This window comes from Pseudomonas sp. B21-040 (assembly GCF_024748695.1).
In the GTDB taxonomy this organism is placed as follows: Bacteria; Pseudomonadota; Gammaproteobacteria; order Pseudomonadales; family Pseudomonadaceae; genus Aquipseudomonas.
The window spans coordinates 1,774,131-1,798,980 of record NZ_CP087176.1 but is presented as its reverse complement, the minus strand read 5'-3'; the positions used below and the strand labels follow the sequence as shown (position 1 = coordinate 1,798,980).

Sequence of the window (24,850 nt, the reverse complement as noted above, 5' to 3'; positions counted from 1 at the left end):
TCCGATAAGGGTTCCGGATTTTTTTTGTCCGCTGAAACTCAGATCAGCGCCAGCGCTTGTGCCAGATCGGCACGCAAGTCTTCGACGTCCTCAACGCCCACGGACAACCGCACCAGCGCATCGCCAATGCCAAGTTGTGCGCGGGTATCGGCGGGGATGCTGGCGTGAGTCATGATCGCCGGATGCTCGATCAGGCTTTCCACCCCGCCCAGACTCTCCGCCAACGCAAATATTTGCACGTTCTCAAGGAAGCGCTTGGCGCCGGCCAGGTCACAGTTCAGGTCGAGGGAGATCATGCCGCCAAAACCGCGCATTTGTCGTTGTGCCAGTTCGTGCTGCGGATGTGACGGCAGGCCTGGGTAGTAGACACGCGCCACTTGCGGTTGTTGCTCCAGCCATTGCGCCAGCGCCAGTGCGTTGCTGCAGTGGCGTTCCATGCGCAACGCCAGGGTCTTCACCCCGCGTAACGTGAGGAAGGCGTCAAACGGCCCGGCGATAGCGCCCACGGCGTTTTGCAGAAAGCCCAGCCGTTCGCCCAGCTCCGCATTCTGCCCGACCACCGCAATGCCACCGATGACGTCAGAGTGACCGTTCAAATACTTGGTGGTCGAATGCACCACGATATCGAAGCCCAGTTCCAGCGGACGCTGGATCCACGGGCTCGCAAAGGTATTATCGGCCACACAAATGATGCCGCGCTGGCGACAGATGCGCGCGATGGCTTCGAGGTCAGTCAGGCGCAACAACGGATTGCTCGGCGTCTCGACGCAGACCATCCGCGTGTCCTCCTGCAGCGCCGCTTCAAAGGCCGCCAGATCCGTCAGGTCGACGAAACTGAAGCGATGCCCGGCGCTGCGCCGGCGTACTTTGTCGAACAGGCGAAACGTCCCGCCATACAAATCATTGCCCGAGACGATATGCGAGTCGGCATCGAGCAATTCGAGCACGGTGGAGATCGCCGCCAGCCCGGACGCGAACGCGAACGCCTTGGTGCCGCCTTCGAGGTCCGCCACGCAGCGCTCCAGCGCCCAACGTGTCGGGTTGTGCGAGCGCCCATAGTCGAGGCCTTTGTGTACGCCGGGGCTTTGCTGCAAATAGGTGGAATTGGCGTAAATCGGCGGCATCAGCGCCCCGGTGGAAGGGTCCGGCGTCTGCCCGGCATGAATCACCCGAGTAGCGAACCCACGTGGCGCAGCGTTTTCATCGTGTTGACTCATGCAAGAGATCTCCGTAAATGATTGAGTAGGTCAACGCGGGTAATCAGGCCATGGAAGCCCGAGGCATCGGCAATGATCGCCACCAACCCACGGTCGAGTTCGGCTTGCAGCTCAGCCAGGCTGGCAGCGGCCGGCAAGGTTTGCAGTTTGCCCGTCATGGCGCTGGCGACGGTCAAGCGGAAGTGCGATGGGTCTTGGTGCACCCCCAGCAAAATGTCGGATTCGTCGATGACGCCGACCAAACGCTGCCCCTCTACCAGCACGGGCAGTTGCGACACATCGGCCAGGCGCATGCGCTGGAAAGCGGTGAGCAACGTGTCGTCCGGGCCGACGCTGATCACCCGCCCGTCCTCGAAGCGCCGCGAGATCAAATCGCGAAGATCACCGTAGCGCTTGTATTGCAGCAGGCCCTGATCGTTCATCCATTGATCGTTGTAGACCTTCGACAGGTAGCGGGTGCCGGTGTCACAGACAAAACTCACGACCCGCTTCGGCTCGGTTTGCTCACGGCAATAACGCAACGCCGCCGCCAGCAACGTGCCGGTCGATGATCCGCCGAGAATGCCTTCGGCGCGCAGCAGCTGGCGGGCATGATCGAAGCTTTCCTCGTCGCTGATCGAATACGCGTGGCGCACGCTGGACAGGTCGGCAATCGAGGGAATGAAATCTTCGCCAATGCCCTCCACCGCCCACGAACCGGGTGTCCCAAGGGTGCCGCTGCGGCTGTATTCGGCCATCACCGAGCCCACCGGGTCGGCCAGCACCATGACCAGGTTTGGCTGCACGCGGCTAAAGAACCGGGTCAAGCCGGTCAGCGTGCCGGCTGAACCGACGCCGACGACGATGGCATCGACATCATGCTGGGTCTGTGCCCAGATCTCCGGCGCGGTGCTGCACTCGTGCGCCAGAGGGTTGGCCGGATTGTTGAATTGATCGGCAAAGAACGCGTCGGGAATTTCCTTGGCCAGCCGCGCGGCCACGTCCTGGTAATACTCGGGATGGCCCTTGCCGACATCGGAACGGGTGATGTGCACTTCGGCGCCCATCGCCTTGAGGTGCAGGACTTTCTCCGTCGACATCTTGTCCGGCACCACCAACACCACGCGATAACCCTTGGCGCGGCCGACAAGGGCCAGGCCCAGGCCGGTGTTGCCGGCCGTGGCCTCGACGATGGTGCCACCGGGTTGCAGGCGACCATCGCGCTCGGCGGCGTCGATCATCGCCAGGCCGATGCGATCCTTGATCGATCCGCCGGGGTTTTGTGATTCGAGCTTGAGGAACAGCGTACACGGGCCGGTATCGAAGCGGCTGACGCGCACCAGCGGCGTATTGCCGATCAGCTCAAGGACGGCAGGGCGGGAGTCGTTCGGCATGTCGTCACCTCGCTGCAGTGATTCGTACTGGATGGACACAAACCTGCGGCGCGTCATCATGCGACAGTCGCAGGCAACACCTCGCTTGGACCATAGGCCGCGATGGCGTCATTCGCAACCGCGCGCGGCCAGCCGGTAACCCGCTCGTATGAACCCCGCAAGAAAGTGGAACGCGCCGCTGGCGCAATGCTCTATAACTTCACAGTCTTTTTTGATCGAACGACTTTTCCAGCCTGGGAGGCTTTCCATGACCGTTACCGTCAATACCGTTTCCGCCGAAGGTTTTCGTCACAGTGTGCAGATTGATGACCATGAACTGTTTGCCGATGTGCCGACCACTTCCGGCGGCGAGGGCTCGGCGCCAGAACCCCACGATTATTTCGATGCCGCTCTGGGTGCCTGCAAAGCCCTGACCCTGAAGATGTACGCCAACAAGAAGGACATCCCATTGACCGGCGTCACCGTCGAGGTCAAACGCGACAACAGCGAAGAGCAGAAAGGCAAATACGCCCTGCACGTCAAACTGACCCTAAAAGGCGTGCTCACCGATGCGCAACGCGAAGAACTGCATCGCGTGGCCGACCGTTGCCCGGTCCACAAACTGATGACGACCACTGACGTCAGCATCGAAACCCACTTGTCCGAAGGGGCGTTCAGCCAATAGCGGCAAGGGCTGCGCAAGCGGGTTATGCTCCACGCATCACCCGCTCAGCCTGGAATGCAGCATGAACACTCCGCTCGTGATCCGCCCCCGCGCCGAAGATGTAGAAGGCCAGCCGATATTTCGCCCGTTGCCGTCCGCCAAATGCCGCAGTGTCGGGCCTTTCGTGTTTTTTGACCACATGCTCGAAACCGTTTATCCGGCGGGCAAAGGCATGAATATCCGACAACATCCGCACATCGGCCTGTCGACCCTCACCTACTTGTTCGAAGGGCAAATCCAGCACAAGGACAGTCTCGGCTCCGACCAGGTGGTGAGCGCCGGTGATGTCAGCTGGATGACTGCCGGCAGCGCAATTGCCCACGTAGAGCGCACGCCCGAGGCGTTGAAGGACAGCGGCTTTACGATGCACGGCTTGCAGATCTGGCTGGCCTCACCCAAGGACCATGAGCAGGGTCCAGGCCACTACAGCCATCACCCGGCGGCCACCTTGCCGGTCAGCGATAACCTTGGCGTGAAGATCCGGATGATTGCCGGGTCAGGCTTTTGCCTGGAGTCGCCGGTGCCAGTGCTGTCCCCTACGTTGTACGCGGAATTGAACCTGCAAACGGCGACCACACTGCTGATTCCCACCGAACATGAAGAGCGTGCGTTGTATGTCTTGAGCGGTGAAGCGCAGCTGAATGGCGACACGCTGGAGGTGAATTCGCTGGTGGTGTTGCCTGCGGGGGAAGAAATGACCCTGTTCGCCGAAAGCGACTGCCACGCCGTGTTGTTCGGCGGCGCGCCGCTGGACGGGCCACGGCGGATCAACTGGAATTTTGTGGCCAGCGATCCGGCGGCCATCGATGAAGCGCGGCGGCGCTGGGCGGCCGGGGATTGGCCGACAGTGCCGGGAGAAAGCGAGCGGATCGAACTGCCTTAGCTTTTCGATCGTTCCCACGCATCATCGTTCCCACGCTCTGCGTGGGAATGCAGCCCGTGACGCTCCGCGTCACTGGACGCAGAGCGTCCCTAGAGGCGTTCCCACGCAGAGCGTGGGAACGATCCGAAAATCAGTGGTCAGCCTTTAAACACTTCATCCAGCAAATTGTGCATCGACGTAAACGCCCGTGCAGCGATCTTCGCGTCGTACATCATCATGCCTGGCACATTGGCATGCGGATCGGTAAAGGAATGCACCGCCCCGCCGTAGCTCAGCAATTGCCAGTCCACACCCGCCGCATTCATTTCCGCTTCGAATGCCGGCAGTTGCTCCTTGGGCACCAATGGATCGGCGGCACCGTGCAGCACCAGCACCGAGCCCTTGATGTTTTTGGCATCCGCCGGATTTGGCGAGTCCAGCGTGCCATGGAACGACACCGCCGCTTTCAACGGTGCCCCCGTGCGTGCCAGGTCCAGGGCGCAGCAACCACCGAAGCAAAAACCGAATGCCGCCAGTTTCGAGGTATCGACCGCCACCTCGTCCTGATTTTTCAGTTGTTCAAACGCCGCCTGCAGGCGCTTGCGCAACAACGGACGGTCATGTTTGAGCGGCATCATCGCCGCGCCCGCCTCGTCGCCGTTCTGCGGGCGAACCGACTGACCGTACACATCCGCGATCAGCACCACGTACCCCTTGGACGCCACCGTCTTGGCAATCACTTCGGCCCCGGCGCTCACACCCATCCAGTTCGGCGCCATCAGCAAGCCCGGGCGCGGGCCTTTGTGGTCGGCGTCGAAAGCCAGGCGGCTTTCATACGAGTGGCCATCAATTTGATAAACGACTGAACGAACAGTGATTTGACTCATGACTCTCTCCCAGCAAAAGGCACCAGAATGAAAAAAACCCGCCGAAGCGGGTTTTTTTACAACGCAGTTAAACCGACAGTTCAACCAGCAGCTTGTTCAGACGGCGCACGTAGGCGGCCGGGTCTTTCAAGCTGTCACCGGCAGCCAGTGCCGCCTGATCGAAGAGAATGTGCGACAGGTCGCCGAAACGCTCCTCGCTCTGCTCGTTGTCGAGCTTCTCGATCAGTGGGTGGGCCGGGTTGAATTCGAAGATCGGCTTCGAGTCCGGAACCTTCTGACCGCTGGCTTCCAGGATCTGACGCATTTGCATGCCCAGGTCCTGCTCGCCGATGGCCAGAATCGCCGGGGAATCGGTCAAACGGTGGGAAACCCGTACTTCAGCAACCGAGTCACCCAGTGCGGTTTTCAGACGCTCAACCAGACCTTCTTTGGACTTGGCGACTTCTTCTGCGGCTTTCTTGTCCTCTTCCGAGTCCAGATTGCCCAGGTCGAGGTCACCGCGCGCCACGTCAACGAAGCTCTTGCCGTCGAAGTCGTTGAGGTAGCTCATCAGCCACTCGTCGATACGATCGGTCAGCAGCAGCACTTCGATGCCTTTCTTGCGGAAGACTTCCAGGTGCGGGCTGTTTTTGACTTGCGCGTAGGTTTCGCCGGTCAGGTAGTAAATCTTGTCCTGACCTTCCTTGGCGCGAGCCAGGTATTCGGCCAGGCCAACCACTTGCTCGCCTTCCTCACCATTGGTCGAGGCGAAACGCAGCAAGCCAGCGATTTTCTCTTTGTTGGCGAAGTCTTCTGCCGGGCCTTCTTTCATGACCTGACCGAAGTTCTTCCAGAAGCTCTTGTATTGCTCAGGCTCGTTCTTCGCCAGTTTTTCCAGCATGTCCAGAACGCGCTTGGTCAGCGCCGACTTCATCGAATCGATGATCGGGTCTTTCTGCAGGATTTCCCGCGACACGTTCAGCGACAGGTCGTTGGAATCGACCACGCCTTTGATGAAGCGCAGATACAGCGGCAGGAACGACTCAGCCTGGTCCATCACGAACACGCGTTGCACGTACAGCTTCAGGCCTTTCGGCGCTTCACGCTGGTACAGATCGAACGGAGCACGGGCCGGCACGTACAGCAGCGAGCTGTATTCGAGCTTGCCTTCGACCTTGTTGTGGCTCCAGCTCAGCGGGTTCTCGAAATCGTGAGCGACGTGTTTGTAGAACTCCTGGTATTCCTCGTCTTTCACTTCAGTGCGAGGACGAGTCCACAGGGCGCTGGCACGGTTGACGGTTTCCCACTCAACGGCTGGCTGCTCTTCGCCTTCTGCGGCGGCCGCTTCCTTGGGCAACTCGATCGGCAGCGCGATGTGGTCGGAGTACTTCTTGATGATGTTGCGCAGACGCCAGCCATCGGCGAATTCGTCTTCACCGGACTTCAGGTGCAGGACGATGCGAGTGCCGCGCTCGGCTTTCTCAACGGTGGCGACTTCGAAATCGCCTTCGCCCTTGGACGACCAGTGCACGCCTTCGCTCGCCGCATCACCGGCACGACGGCTGAACACGTCGACTTTGTCGGCGACGATGAATGCAGAGTAGAAACCCACACCGAACTGACCGATCAGGTGCGAATCTTTCTTCTGATCGCCGGACAGGTGTTTCATGAAATCGGCGGTACCGGATTTAGCGATAGTGCCCAGATGGGTGATCGCGTCTTCGCGGGTCATGCCAATGCCGTTGTCTTCGAGGGTGACGGTTTTGGCGTCTTTGTCGAAGCTCACACGGATTTTCAGTTCGGCGCCACCTTCCAGCAACTCAGGCTTGGACAGGGCTTCGAAACGTAATTTGTCGACAGCGTCAGAGGCGTTCGAGATCAATTCGCGAAGGAAAATTTCCTTGTTGGAATACAGCGAATGGATCATGAGGTGCAGCAGCTGCTTCACCTCGGTCTGGAAGCCCAGGGTTTCCTTTTGAGTTTCCACACTCATGGTCATCAAACTCCAATCAGATGGCTAAGCCGCGACCTTGAGGGTCGGCGGCGGGATGTCATCAGAGTTGGGGGCTGTGTTCAGGATTTCAAGGGCTCTTCAATTTTGAAATGCGCGCGGGCCGTGGCAATGGGCTCGGATTCGGTGCTTTGCCAGGCCGTCACGGCCACGTTGGCGACCCGGCGCCCCTGCCGGCAAACCTGACATTTGGCCCAGGTATCGCGAAACTGCCCGGCGCGCAGGTAGTCGAGGGAGAAGTCGATGATTTTCGGCACACCCGGTGAGCCGGTAAAAATCAGCAGGTGCAGCGCAGCCGAGAGTTCCATGAACCCGGCGATCACGCCGCCATGAATCGCCGGCAATAAAGGGTTGCCAATGTTGTCCTTGTTGGCCGGCAGGCGAAACAGCAGGTCATCCCCTACCCGCGAACATTCGACGCCGATCAGTTTGGCGTAAGGAATCAGGTGCAGCAGCGAGGCGTAGTCACCCTGCTCATGGGCCAGTTGAAGTTGTTCCTTGAAAGCGTCCGTCATTGCGCACCTCCGGCAATCGCACCGCCAAAACTTTTGGTGCCCTTAATGCCTTTGCCCATGCGCATGAATGTACCGACAACATGAGCGATAGGTTGCTCGGGATCATCCTGATAGGCAAAGCCGCGAGCGAAGATCACGTCAGTGGTCACCCGATAGCATTGGGCAAAGCCGTAGACATCTTTATGTGGCTCGGCGGCATGCATGTAATCGATGCGCAAATCGAGGGTCGGGCAGACTTCGAATTCGGGCAGCACACACAGTGTCGACATACCGCACGCGGTATCCATCAACGATGTCAACGCCCCGCCATGAATGACCCCGGTTTCTGGATTCCCCACGATTTGCGGACTGTAAGGCAAGATGACCGTTAGTCCGTCACTGCTGGCGCTGTGAACCCGCAGCCCGAGGACCTGACAATGACGCAGCGCCGACAGGAATCGCGTCGCACGCTCAAAAACGGGGTTTTCGGCCATGTGTTTAAAACTCTTCTTAATGTTCGGTCAAAGTAGCTCGTCAGCGGGGAAAAGTTCCATCACCTAACAAACTTATATATCTGAACGAATTGAGGAACTTAACGCTATGGAGCGTGCTCGAAAGGCCAGTAGTTATTTCCATAAGGAGAAACACCCCATGCGTAAGACTTTAGCTATTGCCTTGATGTTGACCGCTACCCTCGGTCTCGCTGCCTGCGATAAAAAATCCGAGGACAAAGCTCAAGATGCTGCCAAACATGCTGAGCAAGCTCAGCAAGATATGAGCAAAGCTCAGGATAAAGTGAACGACGCGGCAAAAGAAAACGCCGAAGCTGCCAAAGCTCAGGCTGAATCGAACGAAGCTGCTGCAAAAGAAGCACCTAAAAACTAAAACAGTTTTTAGCGTGACAAAAGAAAACCCGCCAAGTGCGGGTTTTCTTTTATTTGTGATTTGCTGCGTTAGAGCAAAACGCTTCTAAAAGTCGGACTAATCATCAGTAACAACGAACAGACGAAACCCACAAACCAGACCAGACTGCGCTGCCAGGCCAAATCCCCCCAGTAACACAGCAAGTAAATAACACGTGTGATCACAAAAATGATCGCCAACACATCGATCAACCATCCTGCAGTTTGTGTGGTGTGCGCCATCAACACGCCCACCGCAAACAATATGAATGCCTCAAAACAGTTTTGATGCGCAGCCACCGCCCTGGCGCCGAAACCGGTAAGTTGTGCCTGTTGCTGGCGTGGCGAGTGATTGTTGTAACCACCCTGCTCTTTCATCGCCTTGGCCACCGGCATGCGGGCCACGTAAATCAGTAGTGCGCTGATAAACACACACCAGAACGGAATACTCATCAAGCGACCTCTTTGTTCGCCTCAGGCAAGGGTGCCTCTGTAGGGGTATAGACCATCACGTCGAGCACGTCGGAATGGAATTCCCGGCGATACAACACCAGCACCACGCCGGCACTCATCAACATGAACAACCACGGGCTGACAAACCAGGCCAGCATGGTCATGCCGAAGTAATAGGAACGCAGGCCAAAGTTGAACTGGTTCGCCGCCATCGAGATAACGCGAGCCGCTCGGGCAGCAAAGGCTTTGCGCTCCTGTTCGGACACATGGCGCTCACCCACCATCGGCGCCGAGCCAATCAGGATCGCCGCAAAGTTGTACTGACGCATGCACCAGCTGAACGTGAAGAACGCGTAGACAAACACCATTGCCAGGCACAGCAACTTGATTTCGGACATGCCCTGGGACGCCTGCTGCACCATCGGGATATCCGCCAGTAACGACACTGCTCTTTCGGAAGCACCGAGTACCGTCAAAATACCCGCCAGGATAATCAATGTGCTGGAGGCAAAGAACGAAGCGTTGCGCTCCAGGTTGCCGATCACACTGGCGTCGGCAATGCGGTTATCGCGCAGCAACATGCGACGCATCCAGTCTTCCCGGTAAAGGTGCAACACACTGGCCAGGCACGCGGTGTCGCGGCCCTTCCACGAGGCATAGCGGGTGTAACCACCCCAGCAGATGACAAACCAGAGCGCGGCGAGGATGTGGATCAGGTTGGCGTGGATGAACGACATGCAATTCCTTGTGAGACGTTGGCATTGGTAATCCCCGTAGGAGCAAGGCTTGCCCGCGATAGGGCCTTGGAAATCGCCATCGCGGGCAAGCCTTGCTCCTACAGGTAGTGCTTCGACGTTAGCTCAAGGAAAAAGACACTGCCTGACGCCCATAAAAAATGCCCCGTATCGATTGATACGGGGCATTTCTGTTTCAGCGTGACAGCCCGCTTGTGGCGGGCCATTGCGCGACTTAAGCCAGCACTTCTTCGCGCTTGCCCAGCAGACGATCGCAAACCACTGCGACGACCAGGGTCATGACCGATGGCACCAGCCACGCCAGGCCCTGCTCGCTCAGCGGCAAATGGGACAGCTGAGTCGGCATCCAGTCTGCCAGACCGGCGCCCTTGAGCGCGTCGATCAGGCCGAAGATGAACGACACCAGCATCACCGGACCGACAATGCGGCCCTGCTCATGCCAGAAGTCCTTGCAGAAGCTCAGCGCCACCAGGGCGATGCACGGCGGGTAAATCGCGGTCAGTACCGGGATCGAGAACGCAATCAGCTTGGTGAGTCCCAGGTTGGACACCAGCAAGGAGAACGCCGCCAGGATGATGACCAGGGTCTTGTAGGACAGTGGCAACACGCGGCTGAAGTACTCGGCGCAGGCACAGGTCAGGCCGACCGCCGTCACCAGGCAGGCCAGCGAGATCAGCACCGCCAGGAAACCACTGCCCAACGAACCGAAGGTGTGTTGAACGTAGGCGTGCAACACGGCCGCGCCGTTGGTGGCACCGGCGGCCACTTCATGGCTGCCCGAACCGAGGCGGAACAGGCTGACATAAACCAGCGCCAGGCCCACGCCGGCAATCAGGCCGGCAATGATCGCGTAACGGGTAATCAGTGCCGGTGATTCCACACCGCGGGAACGGATCGCGTTGACGATGACAATGCCAAACACCAGCGCGCCCAGGGTATCCATGGTCAAGTAACCGTTGATGAAGCCCTGAGAGAACGGTGCCGCCACATATTCAGGCGTGGCCATGCCGATATCACCGGCAGGCAATGCAAACGCAGCGATACCGAGCGCGGCCAGGGCGATGATCTTCAGCGGCGCGAGGAAACGTCCGACGGTATCCAGCAAACGGCCCGGATAGAGCGAGATGAAGAACACCACCAGGAAGTACACGGCACTGTAGATAAACAACGCCAACGGGCTCTCGCCGGTCAACGGCGCCAGGCCGACTTCGAACGATACGGTGGCGGTACGTGGTGTCGCGAACAACGGGCCGACGGCGAGGTAGCACGCGGCAGCCAGCAGGCCACCGGCGATTTTGCCGATAGGACTGCTCAGGGCATCCATTGCCCCGCCGACTTTTGCCAGCGCAACCACCGTGACCACCGGCAAACCGACTGCGGTGATCAGAAAGCCCAGCGCCGCCATCCAGACATTAGGCCCGGACTGCAAACCGACGATAGGCGGGAAGATGATGTTGCCAGCCCCGACAAACAGGGCAAACGTCATAAAACCAAGTGCCAGGATGTCCTGGCCTTTCAACACTTTCATTAAGGAAATACCACACTACTGAATCGGAATTTAGAGAGGGACTTCCCTTGGGGGTGAGGGAAATGCTGTCGGTCCGTATAGGACTGACCCTTTAGCGCGTAGCAACCTTGTGGGACGCGGACGCAAAAATGGCGAGTAGCCTAACGAATTTGCCCGACAAACGCACTGTTAGAGGGCGAACTATCCGATACGCGACGTTTCTGTGTCGCGTTTATGCATGTAAATGGTGGATGCCTGTAAATCCGTCTTCGCGAGCAAGCCCGCTGCCACAAGACTTGGGGCGTTCAACCGATGATTGATCGTTCCTACGCAGAGCGTGGGGACGATCACCCGGAAACGACAAAGGCCACCCGAACAGACTGTGTGAAAACCTAGCAATCTGCGCAAAGCTCAAAGAAAATGCTCCGTATCGAAAGATACGGAGCATTTTTCGTTATGGCTTACATCCAAGGTGAGTCCCGTAGCCAGACCAGTCTGTTCCCGGTCTCGCTGGAAGAACTGATCCCCGAGGATCATCTCGTTCGGGTTATTGACCTGTACGTCGCCAAGCTGGATCTGGTGCAACTGGGCTTTGATAAAGCGCTGCCCAAAAGCACAGGTCGTCCTTCTTATGATCCTGCCGATCAGCTCAAGCTCTACCTCTATGGCTATTTTCAGCGGATTCGCTCATCGCGGCGTCTCGAAGCCGAGTGCCAGCGCAACATCGAAGTGATGTGGCTGATCAACCGGCTTAAGCCCGACTTCAAGACCATCGCCGACTTTCGCAAAAACAACAAATCCGCCTTTGTGGCGACGTGCGGTGCCTTCGTCCGGTTTTGCCGCATGGCCGGTCTGATCGCAGGAGACTTGGTGGCCATCGACGGCAGCAAGTTTCAGGCAGTCGCTTCCTCGCGGCGCCATATGAACCTCAAGCAACTCAAGCGTCAGGAAGAAAAACTGGATAAGCGCATCGCTCAGTATCTGGCCGAACTGGATGAGGCTGACAGGCTCGATGCGGGAGAGGTGATTGATCGCGGCGCGATCAAAACAGCACTGGTGCAGCTTAAAGTTCGCCAGCAGGACAATCAGAGCTGCCAAGCGCTGATGAACTCGATGGGCCTGGAGCAGTTCAACACCCACGAAAGCGATGCCCGAATGATGCGCACGCCCAAGGGGCCGCGTGTGTCCTATAACGTGCAGAGCGCCGTGGATGCCAAGCATTGCCTGATTCTGCATCATGAGGTTACCCAGGATGGCGACGACCGCAAGCAACTCGAACCAATGGCTAAAGCCGCCAAAGAACAGCTGGAACAAGATGCCCTGACCGTGACTGCCGATGCCGGCTACTCCAACGGCCAGCAGTTTCAGGCCTGCGAGGAGGCTGCGATTACCGTTTATGTGCCGCCCAACCGCTCGGTCAATCCTGGTGGTGAGGACTTTTTTGAGCGCAAAGACTTTATCTACGAAGCCGAACACGATCGTTATCAGTGCCCGGCAGGCAAGTGGTTAACGCTCAAACAGCGCCACAAGGGCGATCGGATCTATCAGGCAGATGTCAGCGACTGCGCCGCCTGCCCGCTCAAATCCCAATGCACTGGCGCTCAGCGCCGCTACGTCTCACGCCACGCCCATGAAGAAGCCTTTGAGCGAATGGAGCAACGAATGCTGGCCCATCCGCAGATGATGGCCAACCGAAGATCCATTGTTGAGCACCCCTTCGGCAACCTGAAGCAATGGCTGTTTGGCAATGCTCGCTTCCTGTTGCGTCAACTGGAGGGCGCGAGAGCGGAAATGGCCTTGGCAGTGAGTGCCTACAACCTAAAACGCGCAATTAGTGTGCTCGGGGCCCGCCAATTGATGGCGTTAATGGGCTGAAAGGCTTTTTTCGCCTGTCGCCCGCACCAAAACAAACGCCCCGAACAAGTCGGGGCGTTTGTTGGGCCGGCCTTCAGCGCGTTTTCACACAGTCTGCGAAGGTGGCCTTTGTTTGGTGAAGCGTGAATTAAGCGCGAGGCTTACTTCATCGCCCAACCGGTCAGCTCGGACAAAGCCTTGCCGATGTCTGCCAGCGAACGCACGGTTTTAACGCCTGCGTCTTCCAGGGCAGCAAACTTCTCGTCTGCAGTGCCTTTGCCGCCAGAGATGATTGCGCCAGCATGGCCCATGCGCTTGCCCGCAGGGGCAGTCACACCAGCGATGTAGGAAACAACCGGCTTGGTCACGTGTGCCTTGATGTAGGCAGCCGCTTCTTCTTCAGCCGAACCGCCGATCTCGCCGATCATCACGATCGCTTCGGTCTTCGGGTCTTCCTGGAACAGCTTCAGGATGTCGATGAAGTTCGAACCCGGGATCGGGTCACCACCGATGCCGACGCAAGTCGACTGACCGAAACCGGCGTCAGTAGTCTGCTTCACAGCTTCGTAGGTCAGGGTGCCGGAACGGGAAACGATACCGACCTTGCCTGGCAAGTGAATGTGACCTGGCATGATGCCGATCTTGCATTCGCCTGGAGTGATCACGCCTGGGCAGTTAGGGCCGATCAGGGTGATACCCAGCTCGTCGCACTTGACCTTGGCATCCAGCATGTCCAGGGTAGGAATGCCTTCAGTGATGCAAACGATCAGCTTGATGCCGCCGAATGCTGCTTCCAGGATGGAGTCCTTGCAGAAAGGAGCTGGAACGTAGATCACGCTGGCGGTGGCGCCAGTGGCAGCTACAGCATCTTTCACGGTGTTGAACACTGGCAGACCCAGGTGCTCGGTGCCGCCTTTACCCGGAGTTACGCCACCCACCATCTTGGTGCCGTATTCGAGCGCTTGCTGGGTGTGGAAACTACCTTGCGAACCGGTAATACCCTGGCAGATAACTTTGGTGTCTTTATTGATCAGGACGCTCATTATTTGCCCTCCGCAGCTTTAACAACTTGTTGAGCAGCGTCGGTCAGGCTGGTAGCAGCGATGATGTTCAAACCGCTTTCTGCCAGTACTTTAGCGCCCAGCTCAGCGTTGTTGCCTTCAAGGCGAACAACAACCGGGATTTTCACGCCGACTTCTTTCACAGCGCCGATGATGCCTTCGGCAATCATGTCGCAACGAACGATGCCGCCGAAGATGTTAACCAATACTGCAGCGACGTTAGTGTCGGACAGAATGATCTTGAACGCTTCGGTAACGCGTTCTTTGGTAGCACCGCCGCCCACGTCGAGGAAGTTGGCTGGTTTGCCGCCATGCAGGTTGACGATGTCCATGGTACCCATGGCCAGGCCAGCACCGTTGACCATGCAACCGATGTTGCCTTCCAGTGCTACGTAGTTCAGTTCGAACTTGGCAGCGTGCGCTTCGCGCGGATCGTCTTGCGACGGATCGTGGAAAGTCTTCAGCTTAGGCTGACGGTACATGGCGTTGGCGTCGATGTTGATCTTGGCGTCGAGGCAATGCAGATCGCCGTCAGCCTTGATCACCAGCGGGTTCACTTCCAGCAGAGCCAGGTCGTGATCCTTGAACAGCTTGGCCAGACCTACGAAGATCTTGGCGAACTGAGCAACCTGCTTGCCTTCCAGACCCAGCTGGAATGCCAGCTCGCGACCCTGGAATGGCTGAGCGCCAACCAGTGGATCGATAGTGGCTTTCAGAATTTTTTCTGGAGTGTCGTGAGCGATTTTCTCGATGTCCACGCCACCTTCGGTGGAAGCCATGAACACGATACGACGGCTCGAACGGTCAACGACAGCGCCCAGGTACAGCTCTTTAGCGATATCAGTGCACGATTCAACCAGGATCTTGGTGACTGGCTGACCATTGGCGTCAGTCTGGTAAGTCACCAGACGCTTGCCCAGCCACTGCTGTGCGAATGCCTTAGCGTCTTCTTTGCTGCGAACCAGCTTTACGCCGCCCGCTTTACCGCGACCACCAGCGTGGACCTGGGCTTTGACAACCCACTCGGTGCCGCCGATTTTGTCGCAAGCTTCTGCTGCTGCTTCCGGGGTGTCTACTGCATAACCGGTGGAAACTGGCAGGCCGTATTCAGCGAACAGCTGCTTACCCTGATACTCGTGAAGATTCATGCTTATTACCGTCTTCGTTAGGTACTGCGCATTCGGTGCTGCACTCATTCAAGTGCCGCACCACCTGTGACTGCTGCTTGCGTAGCCTTTCCGGGCATCCGGTGCAGCTACGCAAGACTGCGTCCAGCGGATATTCCGCGGTGAGTCTTGCATGCAAGGCTCACGACGGGCCATTCCGCCGTGGTTTCTTATTGTCTTAACGCTTCTTGCGGTTGGCGATGTGGATGGCGCCGCCATTCACTGCCAGAGCAGCTTCGTGCAAGGCTTCAGACAGGGTCGGATGGGAGAAAACCATCATGCCCAGGTCTTCAGCGCTGGTGCCGAATTCCATACCGATCGCGCCCTGCTGAACCAGTTCTGCAGCGCTCGGGCCAATCACGTGGACGCCCAATACGCGGTCGGTCTTGGCATCGGCGATAACTTTTACGAAACCGCCGGTATCGTTGGCAGCCATGGCACGGCCACTGGCTGCGAACGGGAAGGTGCCAACGTTAACTTCAACGCCTTCTGCCTTCAAGGTCTGCTCGGTTTTGCCGACCCACGCGATTTCCGGGTGAGTATAAATAACAGACGGGATCAAATCATAGTTCATCTGGGCTTTGTGGCCCTTGATGCGCTCGACGACCATGATGCCCTCTTCCGAGGCCTTGTGTGCCAGCATCATGCCGCGAACCACGTCGCCGATAGCGTAAACGCCCGGTACGGTGGTGGCGCAGTGATCGTCAACGTGCACGAAACCGCGCTCGTCCAGGGTCACGCCGCAATCAGCGGACAGCAGATCAGTGGTCACTGGACGGCGACCAACGGCTACGATCAGCTTGTCAAAAGTGATGTTCTGCTCGCCTTTGGCATCGGTGTAGTTCACAACGACTTCGTCGCCGTTCACTTTGGAACCGGTAACGCGAGCGCCCAGTTTGATGTCCAGACCTTGTTTGGTCAGGGTTTTCAAAGCTTCTTTGGACACAGCAGCGTCGGCAGCCATCAGGAACGTGTCCAGGGCTTCCAGAACAGTGACTTCAGCGCCCAGACGGGACCATACCGAACCCAGTTCCAGACCGATCACGCCAGCGCCGATCACGCCAAGACGCTTAGGTACGGACTGGAATTCCAGTGCGCCAGTCGAATCGACGATCACATTCTGGTCAACCGGAGCTGGCGGAATGTCGATCGGACGCGAACCTGGAGCCAGGATCACGTTCTCGGCTTCAATGATTTCTACCGAACCGTCAGGCTTGGTGACTTCGACTTTCTTGCCGGCCAGCAGTTTGCCGTGGCCCTGGATCGAGGTCACGCCGTTAGCCTTGAACAGGGTGGCAACACCCGAGGTCAGGCCTTTGACGATGTTGGCTTTACGGCCGACCATTGCTGGCACGTCCATGGTCACGCCGGCGTGGTTGATACCGTGGATCGCGAAGCCGTCTTGGGCTTCGTGGAACTTCCAGGAGCTGTCCAGCAGCGCCTTGGATGGAATGCAGCCGACGTTCAGGCAAGTACCGCCGAGGGCCAGTTTGCCTTCCTTGTCGGTGTACTTCTCGATGCAGGCAGTGGTGAGACCCAGCTGGGCTGCTTTGATGGCAGCAACGTAGCCGCCAGGGCCCGCGCCGATCACTACTACGTCAAATTTCTGCGACATTCAAAAAATCCTCTTTTTTGCGGCAAGCTTGAAGCCGCAAGCCTCAAGCCAGACTGCCCTTTCGTGCAGCCTGGACCTTGAAACCTGCAGCCGCTTCTATCAGATATCCAGCAACAAACGAGCCGGGTCTTCCAGCAGGTTCTTGATGGTAACCAGGAAGGTCACAGCTTCTTTGCCATCGATCAGACGGTGATCGTAAGACAGAGCCAGGTACATCATCGGACGGATAACGACCTGACCGTTGATCGCCATAGGGCGCTGCAGAATGTTGTGCATGCCCAGGATAGCCGCTTGCGGCGGGTTGACGATCGGGGTCGACATCATCGAACCGAAGGTACCACCGTTGGTGATGGTGAACGTGCCGCCGGTCATTTCGTCCATCGACAGTTTGCCGTCACGAGCCTTCTTGCCGAAGGTGGCGATGCCGCCTTCGATTTCAGCCAGGCTCATCAGTTCGGCGTTACGCAGAACCGGTACAACCAGACCACGGTCGCTGGAAACAGCAACACCGACGTCGGCGTAGCCGTGGTAAACGATGTCGCCACCGTCGATCGACGCGTTGACAGCCGGGAAGCGTTTCAGCGCTTCGGTAGCGGCCTTGACGAAGAACGACATGAAGCCCAGGCGTACGCCGTTGTGGGACTTCTCGAACAGGTCCTTGTACTTCGAACGCAGGGCCATGACTTCAGTCATGTCGACTTCGTTGAAAGTGGTCAGCATCGCCATGTTCGACTGAGCTTCTACCAGGCGCTTGGCCACGGTAGCGCGAACGCGGGTCATCGGTACGCGCTTCTCGACGCGGTCGCCGGCGGCGAACACAGGAGCAGCGGCAGCCGGGGCAGCAGCCTTGGCAGGCGCGGCAGCCGGAGCGGCTTTCTTGGCAGCGACAGCGGCTACTACGTCTTCCTTGGTCACACGACCGCCTTTGCCGGTGCCGGCAACGGAAGCGATGTTGATGCCGTTTTCTTCAGCCAGCTTGCGAGCAGCCGGTGCAGCAACAGGATCGTCTTCGCCATCAGCAGCTGGAGCAGCCGCTTGTGCAGCGGCCGGAGCGGCAGCAGGAGCAGCGGCTGCAGCGCCGCCTTCTACGATGGAGCCCAGAACTTCGTCGGACAGGACGGTCTCGCCCTCGCCCTTGACGATTGCGCCCAACACGCCATCAGCGGTAGCCAGAACTTCCAGTACGACTTTGTCGGTTTCGATGTCGACGATCAGTTCGTCACGCTTGACGGCGTCGCCCGGTTGCTTGTGCCACGTGGCAACGGTGCCATCGGCAACCGATTCCGGGAAAGTGGGGGCTTTGATTTCGATAGCCATTATCTGTGAGTCCTTAAATTCGGTTTCAGGTGCGCGAAGGCGTTAAACAGTAAAGGCGTCTTGCAGCAGTTTTTCCTGCTGTTCGGCGTGCATCGATGCATAACCACATGCCGGTGCAGCAGAAGCCTCACGGCCCGCGTACTCGAGTACGAGAGACTTGTTGAGGGTACTGATGCTGCGACGCAAATGGTGTTGGCTGCAGTACCAGGCACCCTGGTTCATCGGCTCTTCCTGACACCAAACGGCATGTTTGGCGTTGGTGTAAGGAGCCAGGACTTCTTTCAAGTCGTCCTCAGGGAATGGGTACAGCTGCTCGATACGCACGACGGCGATGTCGTCACGACCTTCGGCACGGCGTTTTTCCAACAGGTCGTAGTAGACCTTGCCGCTACACAGAACAATGCGCTCGACCTTTTTCGGATCTTGAGCATCGATTTCCGGGATCACGGTCTGGAACGAACCTTCGGCCAGATCTTCCAGCGTCGAGATGGCCAGTTTGTGGCGCAACAGCGACTTCGGAGTCAGAACGATCAATGGCTTGCGCAGCGGGCGAATGACCTGGCGACGCAGCAAGTGATAGATCTGAGCCGGCGTAGTCGGTACGGCTACCTGAATGTTGTGCTCGGCGCACAATTGCAGGTAACGCTCCAGACGTGCCGAGGAGTGCTCAGGACCCTGACCTTCGTAACCGTGCGGCAACAGCATGGTCAGACCGCAGAGACGGCCCCACTTGTGTTCGCCACTGGTGATGAACTGGTCGATAACCACCTGGGCACCGTTGGCGAAGTCGCCGAACTGGGCTTCCCAGATCACCAGCGCATCAGGCGTGGTGGTCGAGTAACCGTATTCGAACGCCAGTACGGCTTCTTCGGACAGGAACGAATCGTACAGGTCGAAACGTGGCTGGCCGTTGTACAGGTTTTGCAACGGGATGTAGGTACCCGCGTCTTTCTGGTTGTGCAAGACAGCGTGACGGTGCGAGAACGTACCGCGACCGATGTCCTGACCCGTCATGCGAATCGGGTGACCTTCGAACGCCAGGGTCGCGTACGCCATGGTTTCGGCGTAACCCCAGTTAATCGGCAGGCCGCCGGCTTGCATTTTCTGACGGTCTTCGTAGATTTTTGCGACCTGGCGCTGAACCACGAAACCTTCTGGAATTTCCAGCAGCTTGGCGGACAGTTCCTGCAGGGTCTTGAGGTCGAAACGAGTGTCGTGACGCGCAGTCCAGGCATGGCCCAGGTACGGACGCCAGTCCACGAACAGCTCTTTGTTCGGCTCTTTGACCAGGCTTTTTACAACATGCAGACCGTTGTCCAGTGCGTTGCGGTATTCGTCGATTTTCGACTGCACACGCTCTGCGTCCAGCACACCGCTCTGTGTCAGGCGATCGGCATACAGCTCACGGGTGGTGCGCTGTTTGGTGATCTGCTGATACATGATCGGCTGGGTGCCGCTTGGTTCGTCGGCCTCGTTGTGGCCGCGACGACGGTAGCAGACCAGGTCGATCACCACGTCACGCTTGAACTGCATGCGGTAGTCGATGGCCAGCTGGGTCACGAACAATACAGCTTCCGGATCATCACCATTCACATGGAGGATCGGTGCCTGGATCATTTTCGCAACGTCAGTCGCGTACTCGGTGGAACGCGAGTCCAGCGGGTTGCTGATGGTGAAACCGACCTGGTTGTTGATCACGATGTGCACGGTACCGCCGGTTTTGAAACCGCGGGTCTGCGACATCTGGAACGTTTCCATGACCACGCCTTGACCTGCGAACGCAGCGTCACCGTGGATGGAGATCGGCAGGACTTTTTCACCGGTAGGATCGTTACGACGGTCCTGACGGGCGCGAACCGACCCCTCGACCACCGGGGAAACGATTTCCAGGTGGGACGGGTTGAACGCCATGGCCAGGTGAACTTCACCGCCGGCGGTCATCACGTTGGACGAGAAGCCCTGGTGATATTTAACGTCACCAGAACCTAGCTCGACCTTCTTCTTGCCTTCGAACTCGTCGAACAGCTCGCGCGGGTTCTTGCCGAAGGTGTTGACCAGCACGTTAAGACGACCACGGTGGGCCATGCCGATGACGATTTCCTTGGTGCCGTAGGAGCCGGAACGCTGGATCAGTTCGTCGAGCATCGGAATCAGGCTTTCGCCGCCTTCCAGACCGAAACGCTTGGTACCCGGGTATTTGGTGCCCAGGTATTTTTCCAGGCCTTCGCCGGCGGTCACGCGCTCAAGCAAGTGGCTCTTGATGTCAGCGGAGTACGTCGGACGACCGCGCACGCTTTCCAGACGCTGCTGGAACCACTGGCGCTGCTCGGAATCGGTGATATGCGTAAATTCAGCGCCGATGGTGCGGCAATATGTCTGCTGCAACGCTTCGTGAATTTCGCGTAGGCTCGCCTCCTCTTTGCCGATGAACAGGTCGCCGGCACGGTAGGTCGTATCAAGATCGGCATTGGTCAAGCCGTAGTGATTGATTGACAGGTCTGCAGGTGCAGGACGCTGCCACAGCCCCAGCGGGTCAAGCTGGGCTGCCTGGTGGCCACGCATACGGTAGGCCTGGATCAATCGCAGCACTTCAACTTGCTTCTTCTCGTGCTCACTGCTCACGCTGCCGGCGGAAACCGGTTGGGCGCGGCGCTGGTTCTTTGCCAGCAAGACGAAATGATCGCGAATTGTGGAGTGCGAAACATCGGTGGCAGTGTTGCCGTCAGCAGGCAACTTCTGGAAGTAGGTGCGCCACTCTTCTGGCACAGCGTTAGGGTCGTGCAGGTAGAGCTCGTAAAGCTCTTCCACATAGGCAGCGTTACTACCGGACAGGTAGGCGCTGTTCCACATGCGCTGCATCACGCTTTCTTGCATGCTTGGTCACCCTCGGTTAGGGGAACACCACCGGCGTCGACACCGAGCAAACTTGCAGAAGTCCGAATGCAGCGACCAAAACAAGCCACTTAGGATCACGCTGATAGTCCGGGTACCAGCCCGGATGCCCCTGCTTGTCTCATTTCTTCAAAATAAGAGCTGCAGCTTTGTGAGCTGCTGCTCAGGTTAAAACTACGGCGCCGGTTGAAGCCTGCGCCGTAGCATCTACGGGTACAGCGGTCTTACGGGTACAACAGCTGAATCACACGCCGCTTTGCAGAAGCATGTTACGAATGTGACCGATGGCCTTAGTCGGGTTCAGGCCTTTCGGACAAACGTTGACGCAGTTCATGATCCCGCGGCAGCGGAATACGCTGAACGGGTCATCCAGCGAAGCCAGACGCTCGGAAGTCTTGGTGTCGCGGCTGTCTGCCAGGAAGCGATAAGCTTGCAGCAGAGCAGCTGGACCCAGGAACTTGTCCGGGTTCCACCAGAAGGACGGGCAAGAAGTCGAGCAGCAAGCGCACAGGATGCACTCGTACAGACCGTCAAGCTTTTCACGCTCTTCAGGGGACTGCAGACGCTCGATGGCCGGAGCCGGCGTGTCGTTCTGCAGGTAAGGCTTAACCTTCTCGTATTGCTTGTAGAAGATGCTCATATCGACGACCAGGTCACGGATAACCGGCAAACCTGGCAGAGGACGAACGATCAACTTGTTACCTTTTACGACGGCGGACAGCGGCGTAACGCACGCCAGACCGTTTTTGCCGTTGATGTTCATGCCGTCGGAACCGCATACACCTTCACGGCAAGAGCGACGATAGGAGAAACCTTCGTCCTGCTCTTTGATCAGGGCCAGCACGTCCAGCACCATCAGGTCTTTACCACCGGTATCGACCGAGAATTCCTGCATGAACGGCGCGGCGTCCTGATCAGGGTTGTAACGATAAACGCTGACTTTCAACATGGCGGCCACCCTTAATAAGTCCGAATCTTAGGTTCAAAAGTCGGAACAGTCTTCGGCGAGAAGTTCACAGCACGCTTGGTCACGCGCTTGTCACCCGGGAAGTACAGGGTGTGGCACAGCCAGTTTTCGTCGTCACGGTCTTCGAAGTCTTCACGGGCGTGAGCACCGCGGGACTCTTTACGTACTTCGGCAGCGATGGCAGTAGCTTCAGCCACTTCCAGCAGGTTCTGCAGCTCCAGAGCTTCGATACGTGCAGTGTTGAACGCCTGCGACTTATCGTTGATCTTGACGTTGGCGATGCGCTTGCGCAGGTCAGCCAGCTGGGCAATACCCTTCTGCATGTATTCGCCAGTACGGAATACACCGAAGTAGTTCTGCATGCAGTTTTGCAGCTCGCGACGCAGGGTTGCCACGTCTTCGCCTTCGGTACGCTCGTTCAGAGCAGACAGACGCGCCAGGGCCGCATTGATGTCGGCGTCGGTGGCGTCGTCGTATTCGATACCGTCGGTCAGTGCTTTTTCCAGGTGCAGGCCGGCAGCGCGGCCGAATACCACCAGGTCGAGCAACGAGTTGCCGCCCAGACGGTTGGCACCGTGAACCGATACGCACGCCACTTCACCCACTGCGAACAGGCCAGGGATGATTTCGTCGACGCCTTCGTCGTTCTGGGTGATTGCCTGACCGTGAATGTTGGTCGGAACGCCGCCCATCATATAGTGGCAAGTCGGAACAACCGGAACCGGAGCAACAACCGGGTCAACGTGAGCAAAAGTCTTGGACAGTTCGCAGATGCCTGGCAGACGGCTGTGCAGCACTTCCTCGCCCAAGTGGTCGAGTTTGAGCATTACGTGGTCGCCATTCGGGCCGCAGCCGTTACCAGCGATGATTTCCTTAACCATCGAACGGGCAACAACGTCACGACCTGCAAGGTCTTTGGCGTTCGGAGCATAACGCTCCATGAAACGCTCGCCGTGCTTGTTGATCAGGTAACCACCTTCACCACGGCAACCCTCGGTAACCAGTACACCAGCGCCGGCGATACCGGTCGGGTGGAACTGCCACATTTCAATGTCTTGTACCGGCACGCCAGCACGCAGAGCCATGCCGACGCCGTCACCGGTGTTGATCAGGGCGTTGGTGGTGGACGCGTAGATACGACCTGCACCGCCGGTAGCCAGTACGGTGGCCTTGGCACGGATGTAGGTGGTTTCGCCGGTTTCGATGCAGATGGCGATCACGCCGACGAACTCGCCTTCGCCGTTCTTCACCAGATCGACAGCGTAGTACTCGTTCAGGAACACGGTACCGGCTTTCAGGTTGCCCTGATAAAGGGTGTGCAGCAGCGCGTGACCGGTACGGTCGGACGCAGCGCAAGTACGAGCAGCCTGCCCGCCTTTACCGTAATCCTTCGACTGACCGCCGAATGGACGCTGGTAGATACGACCTTGCTCGGTACGCGAGAATGGCATGCCCATGTGGTCCAGCTCGTAAACGGCAGCCGGGCCTTCCTGACACATGTACTCGATAGCGTCCTGGTCACCGATGTAGTCGGAACCCTTGACGGTATCGTACATGTGCCAGCGCCAGTCATCGTTCGGATCAGCCGAAGCGATGGCGCAGGTGATGCCACCCTGGGCAGATACAGTGTGCGAACGGGTCGGGAAAACCTTGGTGATCACGGCAGTCTTGTGACCGCCCTGCGCCAGTTGCAGCGCAGCGCGCATGCCGGCACCGCCACCACCAATGATGATGGCGTCGAAAGAAATCGTTGGAATGTTAGCCATGAATCAGATACCCCAGAGAATCTGCACACCCCAGACGAAGTAAGCGAACATCGCAACGCCGCATACTGCCTGGAAAAGGAAACGTACTGCAGTCGCGGACTTGCCCAGCGCCATTGGCGTCAGGTAGTCGGTCGCGATGGTCCACATGCCGACCCAGGCGTGAGCGCCCAGGGCCACAAGGGCCAGCAGACTGAAGATACGCATCCCGTTGTGGGCGAACAGGCCATGCCATTGGCCGTAGCCAATGCCCGGATTCGCCGCGAGGTATCCGATCAGGAAGATGAAATAAGCCGCGAGAACAACCGCAGACACACGTTGTGCCATCCAGTCATAGAGGCCCGAACGCGAAAGGTTCGTAACGCTGGTTACCATATCCAAACTCCTGCCAGAACGATCAACACCACGGAAACGGCGATGATAATTTTCGAGCCCAGGCGGCCGCCTTCAAGCGTCTCGCCGATGCCCATATCCATGATCAAGTGGCGCACACCGGCTACCAGGTGATACAGAAGAGCGGACAGGAGGCCCCATGCTACGAACTTGGCCAGCGGGCTGGTCAAGCATGCCTTCACCTCGGCAAAACCTTCCTCGGAACCCAGGGATTTGCCCAATGCATAAAGCATGAAGCCAAGGCCCAGGAAGAGGATGATGCCGGAAACACGGTGAAGAAACGACGTAACGCCGGTGATGGGGAGTTTGATGGTCCTTAGGTCTAGGTTTACAGGTCGTTGGCTTTTCACGGCTTTTTTTTCACACTGAAGAGCCCCTAACAATCAGGGCAAAGTTGTTGGGGAGTGCACTGGTCAGGTAACCACCACCCAGGGATGCGACCCCCAATAAAGCAGGCCCAAAAGCCCCTGGCGGTCGGTGGCCGAGTATAGACAGTTAGGCTACTAATGACAACGCGTTCACCTTCCCCTAATAGCTGATTGCACAAGTTGGATAAAAGGCGTAAATGGCAGTCAATTTCGAGGAAAAAGTCCGGTTAAAGCCTTCTGGAGCAAGACTTTAGGCAAATTGACATTCGAATTTATCTCACTATAGTGGTGCGGGCCCTGCGTGGGGGGTC

General features: G+C 58.0%; 22 protein-coding genes. 4 read left to right on the top strand and 18 right to left on the bottom strand.

Features of this window, described 5'->3' with window-relative positions:
* Positions 1–38: 38 nt before the first annotated feature.
* Both LOY55_RS08120 and LOY55_RS08115 read right to left on the bottom strand, forming a co-directional pair.
* On the bottom strand, positions 39–1,217 hold the full coding sequence (locus LOY55_RS08120) for a PLP-dependent aspartate aminotransferase family protein (RefSeq protein WP_109786443.1): 1,179 nt from the start codon (positions 1,215–1,217) through the stop codon (positions 39–41).
* Positions 1,214–2,590: a cystathionine beta-synthase gene (locus tag LOY55_RS08115; RefSeq protein WP_046032901.1), complete on the bottom strand. Its 1,377-nt coding sequence runs from the start codon at positions 2,588–2,590 to the stop codon at positions 1,214–1,216. Before LOY55_RS08115 ends, LOY55_RS08120 begins: the two co-directional genes overlap by 4 nt.
* A 247-nt stretch (positions 2,591–2,837) precedes the next feature.
* On the opposite strand from LOY55_RS08115, the gene LOY55_RS08110 reads away from it, so the two are divergent.
* The gene (locus LOY55_RS08110; RefSeq protein ID WP_223524153.1) at positions 2,838–3,254 is read left to right on the top strand and encodes an OsmC family protein; all 417 of its coding nucleotides are present in this window, start codon (positions 2,838–2,840) and stop codon (positions 3,252–3,254) included.
* A gap of 61 nt (positions 3,255–3,315) precedes the next feature.
* Positions 3,316–4,176: a pirin family protein gene (locus LOY55_RS08105; protein ID WP_109786441.1), complete on the top strand. Its 861-nt coding sequence runs from the start codon at positions 3,316–3,318 to the stop codon at positions 4,174–4,176.
* 137 nt (positions 4,177–4,313) lie between these two features.
* Here LOY55_RS08105 and LOY55_RS08100 read toward each other — a convergent pair whose 3' ends face one another.
* The 4 genes from LOY55_RS08100 to LOY55_RS08085 form a co-directional block, all read right to left on the bottom strand.
* Positions 4,314–5,042: a dienelactone hydrolase family protein gene (locus LOY55_RS08100; protein ID WP_109786440.1), complete on the bottom strand. Its 729-nt coding sequence runs from the start codon at positions 5,040–5,042 to the stop codon at positions 4,314–4,316.
* Between the two features lie 67 nt (positions 5,043–5,109).
* Positions 5,110–7,014: a molecular chaperone HtpG gene (gene htpG, locus LOY55_RS08095; RefSeq protein WP_046032945.1), complete on the bottom strand. Its 1,905-nt coding sequence runs from the start codon at positions 7,012–7,014 to the stop codon at positions 5,110–5,112.
* Positions 7,015–7,094: 80 nt separating this feature from the next.
* The gene (locus tag LOY55_RS08090) at positions 7,095–7,547 is read right to left on the bottom strand and encodes a PaaI family thioesterase (protein ID WP_046032897.1); all 453 of its coding nucleotides are present in this window, start codon (positions 7,545–7,547) and stop codon (positions 7,095–7,097) included.
* On the bottom strand, positions 7,544–8,020 hold the full coding sequence (locus LOY55_RS08085) for a PaaI family thioesterase (protein WP_046032896.1): 477 nt from the start codon (positions 8,018–8,020) through the stop codon (positions 7,544–7,546). Before LOY55_RS08085 ends, LOY55_RS08090 begins: the two co-directional genes overlap by 4 nt.
* Positions 8,021–8,177: 157 nt before the next feature.
* Between LOY55_RS08085 and LOY55_RS08080 the strand changes: the two genes are divergently transcribed.
* Positions 8,178–8,411 (top strand): hypothetical protein, encoded by a 234-nt coding sequence (locus LOY55_RS08080; protein ID WP_046032895.1) that lies wholly within the window; start codon positions 8,178–8,180, stop codon positions 8,409–8,411.
* A 68-nt stretch (positions 8,412–8,479) separates the two neighbouring features.
* On the opposite strand, the gene LOY55_RS08075 is transcribed toward LOY55_RS08080, so the two are convergent.
* From LOY55_RS08075 to brnQ, 3 genes are all read right to left on the bottom strand, one after another.
* Positions 8,480–8,881 (bottom strand): MAPEG family protein, encoded by a 402-nt coding sequence (locus LOY55_RS08075; RefSeq protein WP_046032894.1) that lies wholly within the window; start codon positions 8,879–8,881, stop codon positions 8,480–8,482.
* Positions 8,881–9,618 carry a DUF599 domain-containing protein gene (locus LOY55_RS08070; protein WP_223524155.1) on the bottom strand — a complete coding sequence of 246 codons (738 nt, stop codon included), beginning with the start codon at positions 9,616–9,618 and terminating at the stop codon, positions 8,881–8,883. The genes LOY55_RS08075 and LOY55_RS08070 overlap by 1 nt, the downstream gene beginning before the upstream one ends.
* Positions 9,619–9,850: 232 nt before the next feature.
* Positions 9,851–11,164, bottom strand: a complete 1,314-nt coding sequence (gene brnQ, locus LOY55_RS08065; RefSeq protein WP_046032892.1) for a branched-chain amino acid transport system II carrier protein — start codon at positions 11,162–11,164, stop codon at positions 9,851–9,853.
* 435 nt (positions 11,165–11,599) lie between these two features.
* Between brnQ and LOY55_RS08060 the strand changes: the two genes are divergently transcribed.
* Positions 11,600–13,018 carry an IS1182 family transposase gene (locus LOY55_RS08060; protein WP_223525272.1) on the top strand — a complete coding sequence of 473 codons (1,419 nt, stop codon included), beginning with the start codon at positions 11,600–11,602 and terminating at the stop codon, positions 13,016–13,018.
* Between the two features lie 140 nt (positions 13,019–13,158).
* Here LOY55_RS08060 and sucD read toward each other — a convergent pair whose 3' ends face one another.
* From sucD to sdhC, 9 genes are all read right to left on the bottom strand, one after another.
* The gene (sucD, locus tag LOY55_RS08055) at positions 13,159–14,040 is read right to left on the bottom strand and encodes a succinate--CoA ligase subunit alpha (protein WP_109786438.1); all 882 of its coding nucleotides are present in this window, start codon (positions 14,038–14,040) and stop codon (positions 13,159–13,161) included.
* Complete coding sequence (gene sucC, locus LOY55_RS08050) at positions 14,040–15,206, bottom strand: ADP-forming succinate--CoA ligase subunit beta (RefSeq protein ID WP_007898980.1); 1,167 nt, start codon at positions 15,204–15,206, stop codon at positions 14,040–14,042. Before sucC ends, sucD begins: the two co-directional genes overlap by 1 nt.
* A gap of 196 nt (positions 15,207–15,402) precedes the next feature.
* Positions 15,403–16,839 carry a dihydrolipoyl dehydrogenase gene (gene lpdA / locus LOY55_RS08045; protein ID WP_046032890.1) on the bottom strand — a complete coding sequence of 479 codons (1,437 nt, stop codon included), beginning with the start codon at positions 16,837–16,839 and terminating at the stop codon, positions 15,403–15,405.
* Positions 16,840–16,938: 99 nt separating this feature from the next.
* Positions 16,939–18,156 (bottom strand): 2-oxoglutarate dehydrogenase complex dihydrolipoyllysine-residue succinyltransferase, encoded by a 1,218-nt coding sequence (gene odhB, locus LOY55_RS08040; protein ID WP_046032889.1) that lies wholly within the window; start codon positions 18,154–18,156, stop codon positions 16,939–16,941.
* 42 nt (positions 18,157–18,198) lie between these two features.
* Positions 18,199–21,030 (bottom strand): 2-oxoglutarate dehydrogenase E1 component, encoded by a 2,832-nt coding sequence (locus LOY55_RS08035; RefSeq protein WP_046032888.1) that lies wholly within the window; start codon positions 21,028–21,030, stop codon positions 18,199–18,201.
* Between the two features lie 262 nt (positions 21,031–21,292).
* A complete protein-coding gene (locus LOY55_RS08030) occupies positions 21,293–21,997 on the bottom strand; it encodes a succinate dehydrogenase iron-sulfur subunit (RefSeq protein ID WP_046032887.1) in 705 nt (234 codons plus the stop codon).
* Between the two features lie 11 nt (positions 21,998–22,008).
* Positions 22,009–23,781, bottom strand: coding sequence for a succinate dehydrogenase flavoprotein subunit (gene sdhA, locus LOY55_RS08025; RefSeq protein ID WP_046032886.1), 1,773 nt, complete (start codon positions 23,779–23,781; stop codon positions 22,009–22,011).
* 3 nt (positions 23,782–23,784) lie between these two features.
* Positions 23,785–24,153, bottom strand: coding sequence for a succinate dehydrogenase, hydrophobic membrane anchor protein (gene sdhD / locus LOY55_RS08020; RefSeq protein ID WP_109786437.1), 369 nt, complete (start codon positions 24,151–24,153; stop codon positions 23,785–23,787).
* Complete coding sequence (gene sdhC / locus LOY55_RS08015; RefSeq protein WP_015096190.1) at positions 24,147–24,521, bottom strand: succinate dehydrogenase, cytochrome b556 subunit; 375 nt, start codon at positions 24,519–24,521, stop codon at positions 24,147–24,149. The genes sdhD and sdhC overlap by 7 nt, the downstream gene beginning before the upstream one ends.
* Positions 24,522–24,850: the final 329 nt, after the last annotated feature.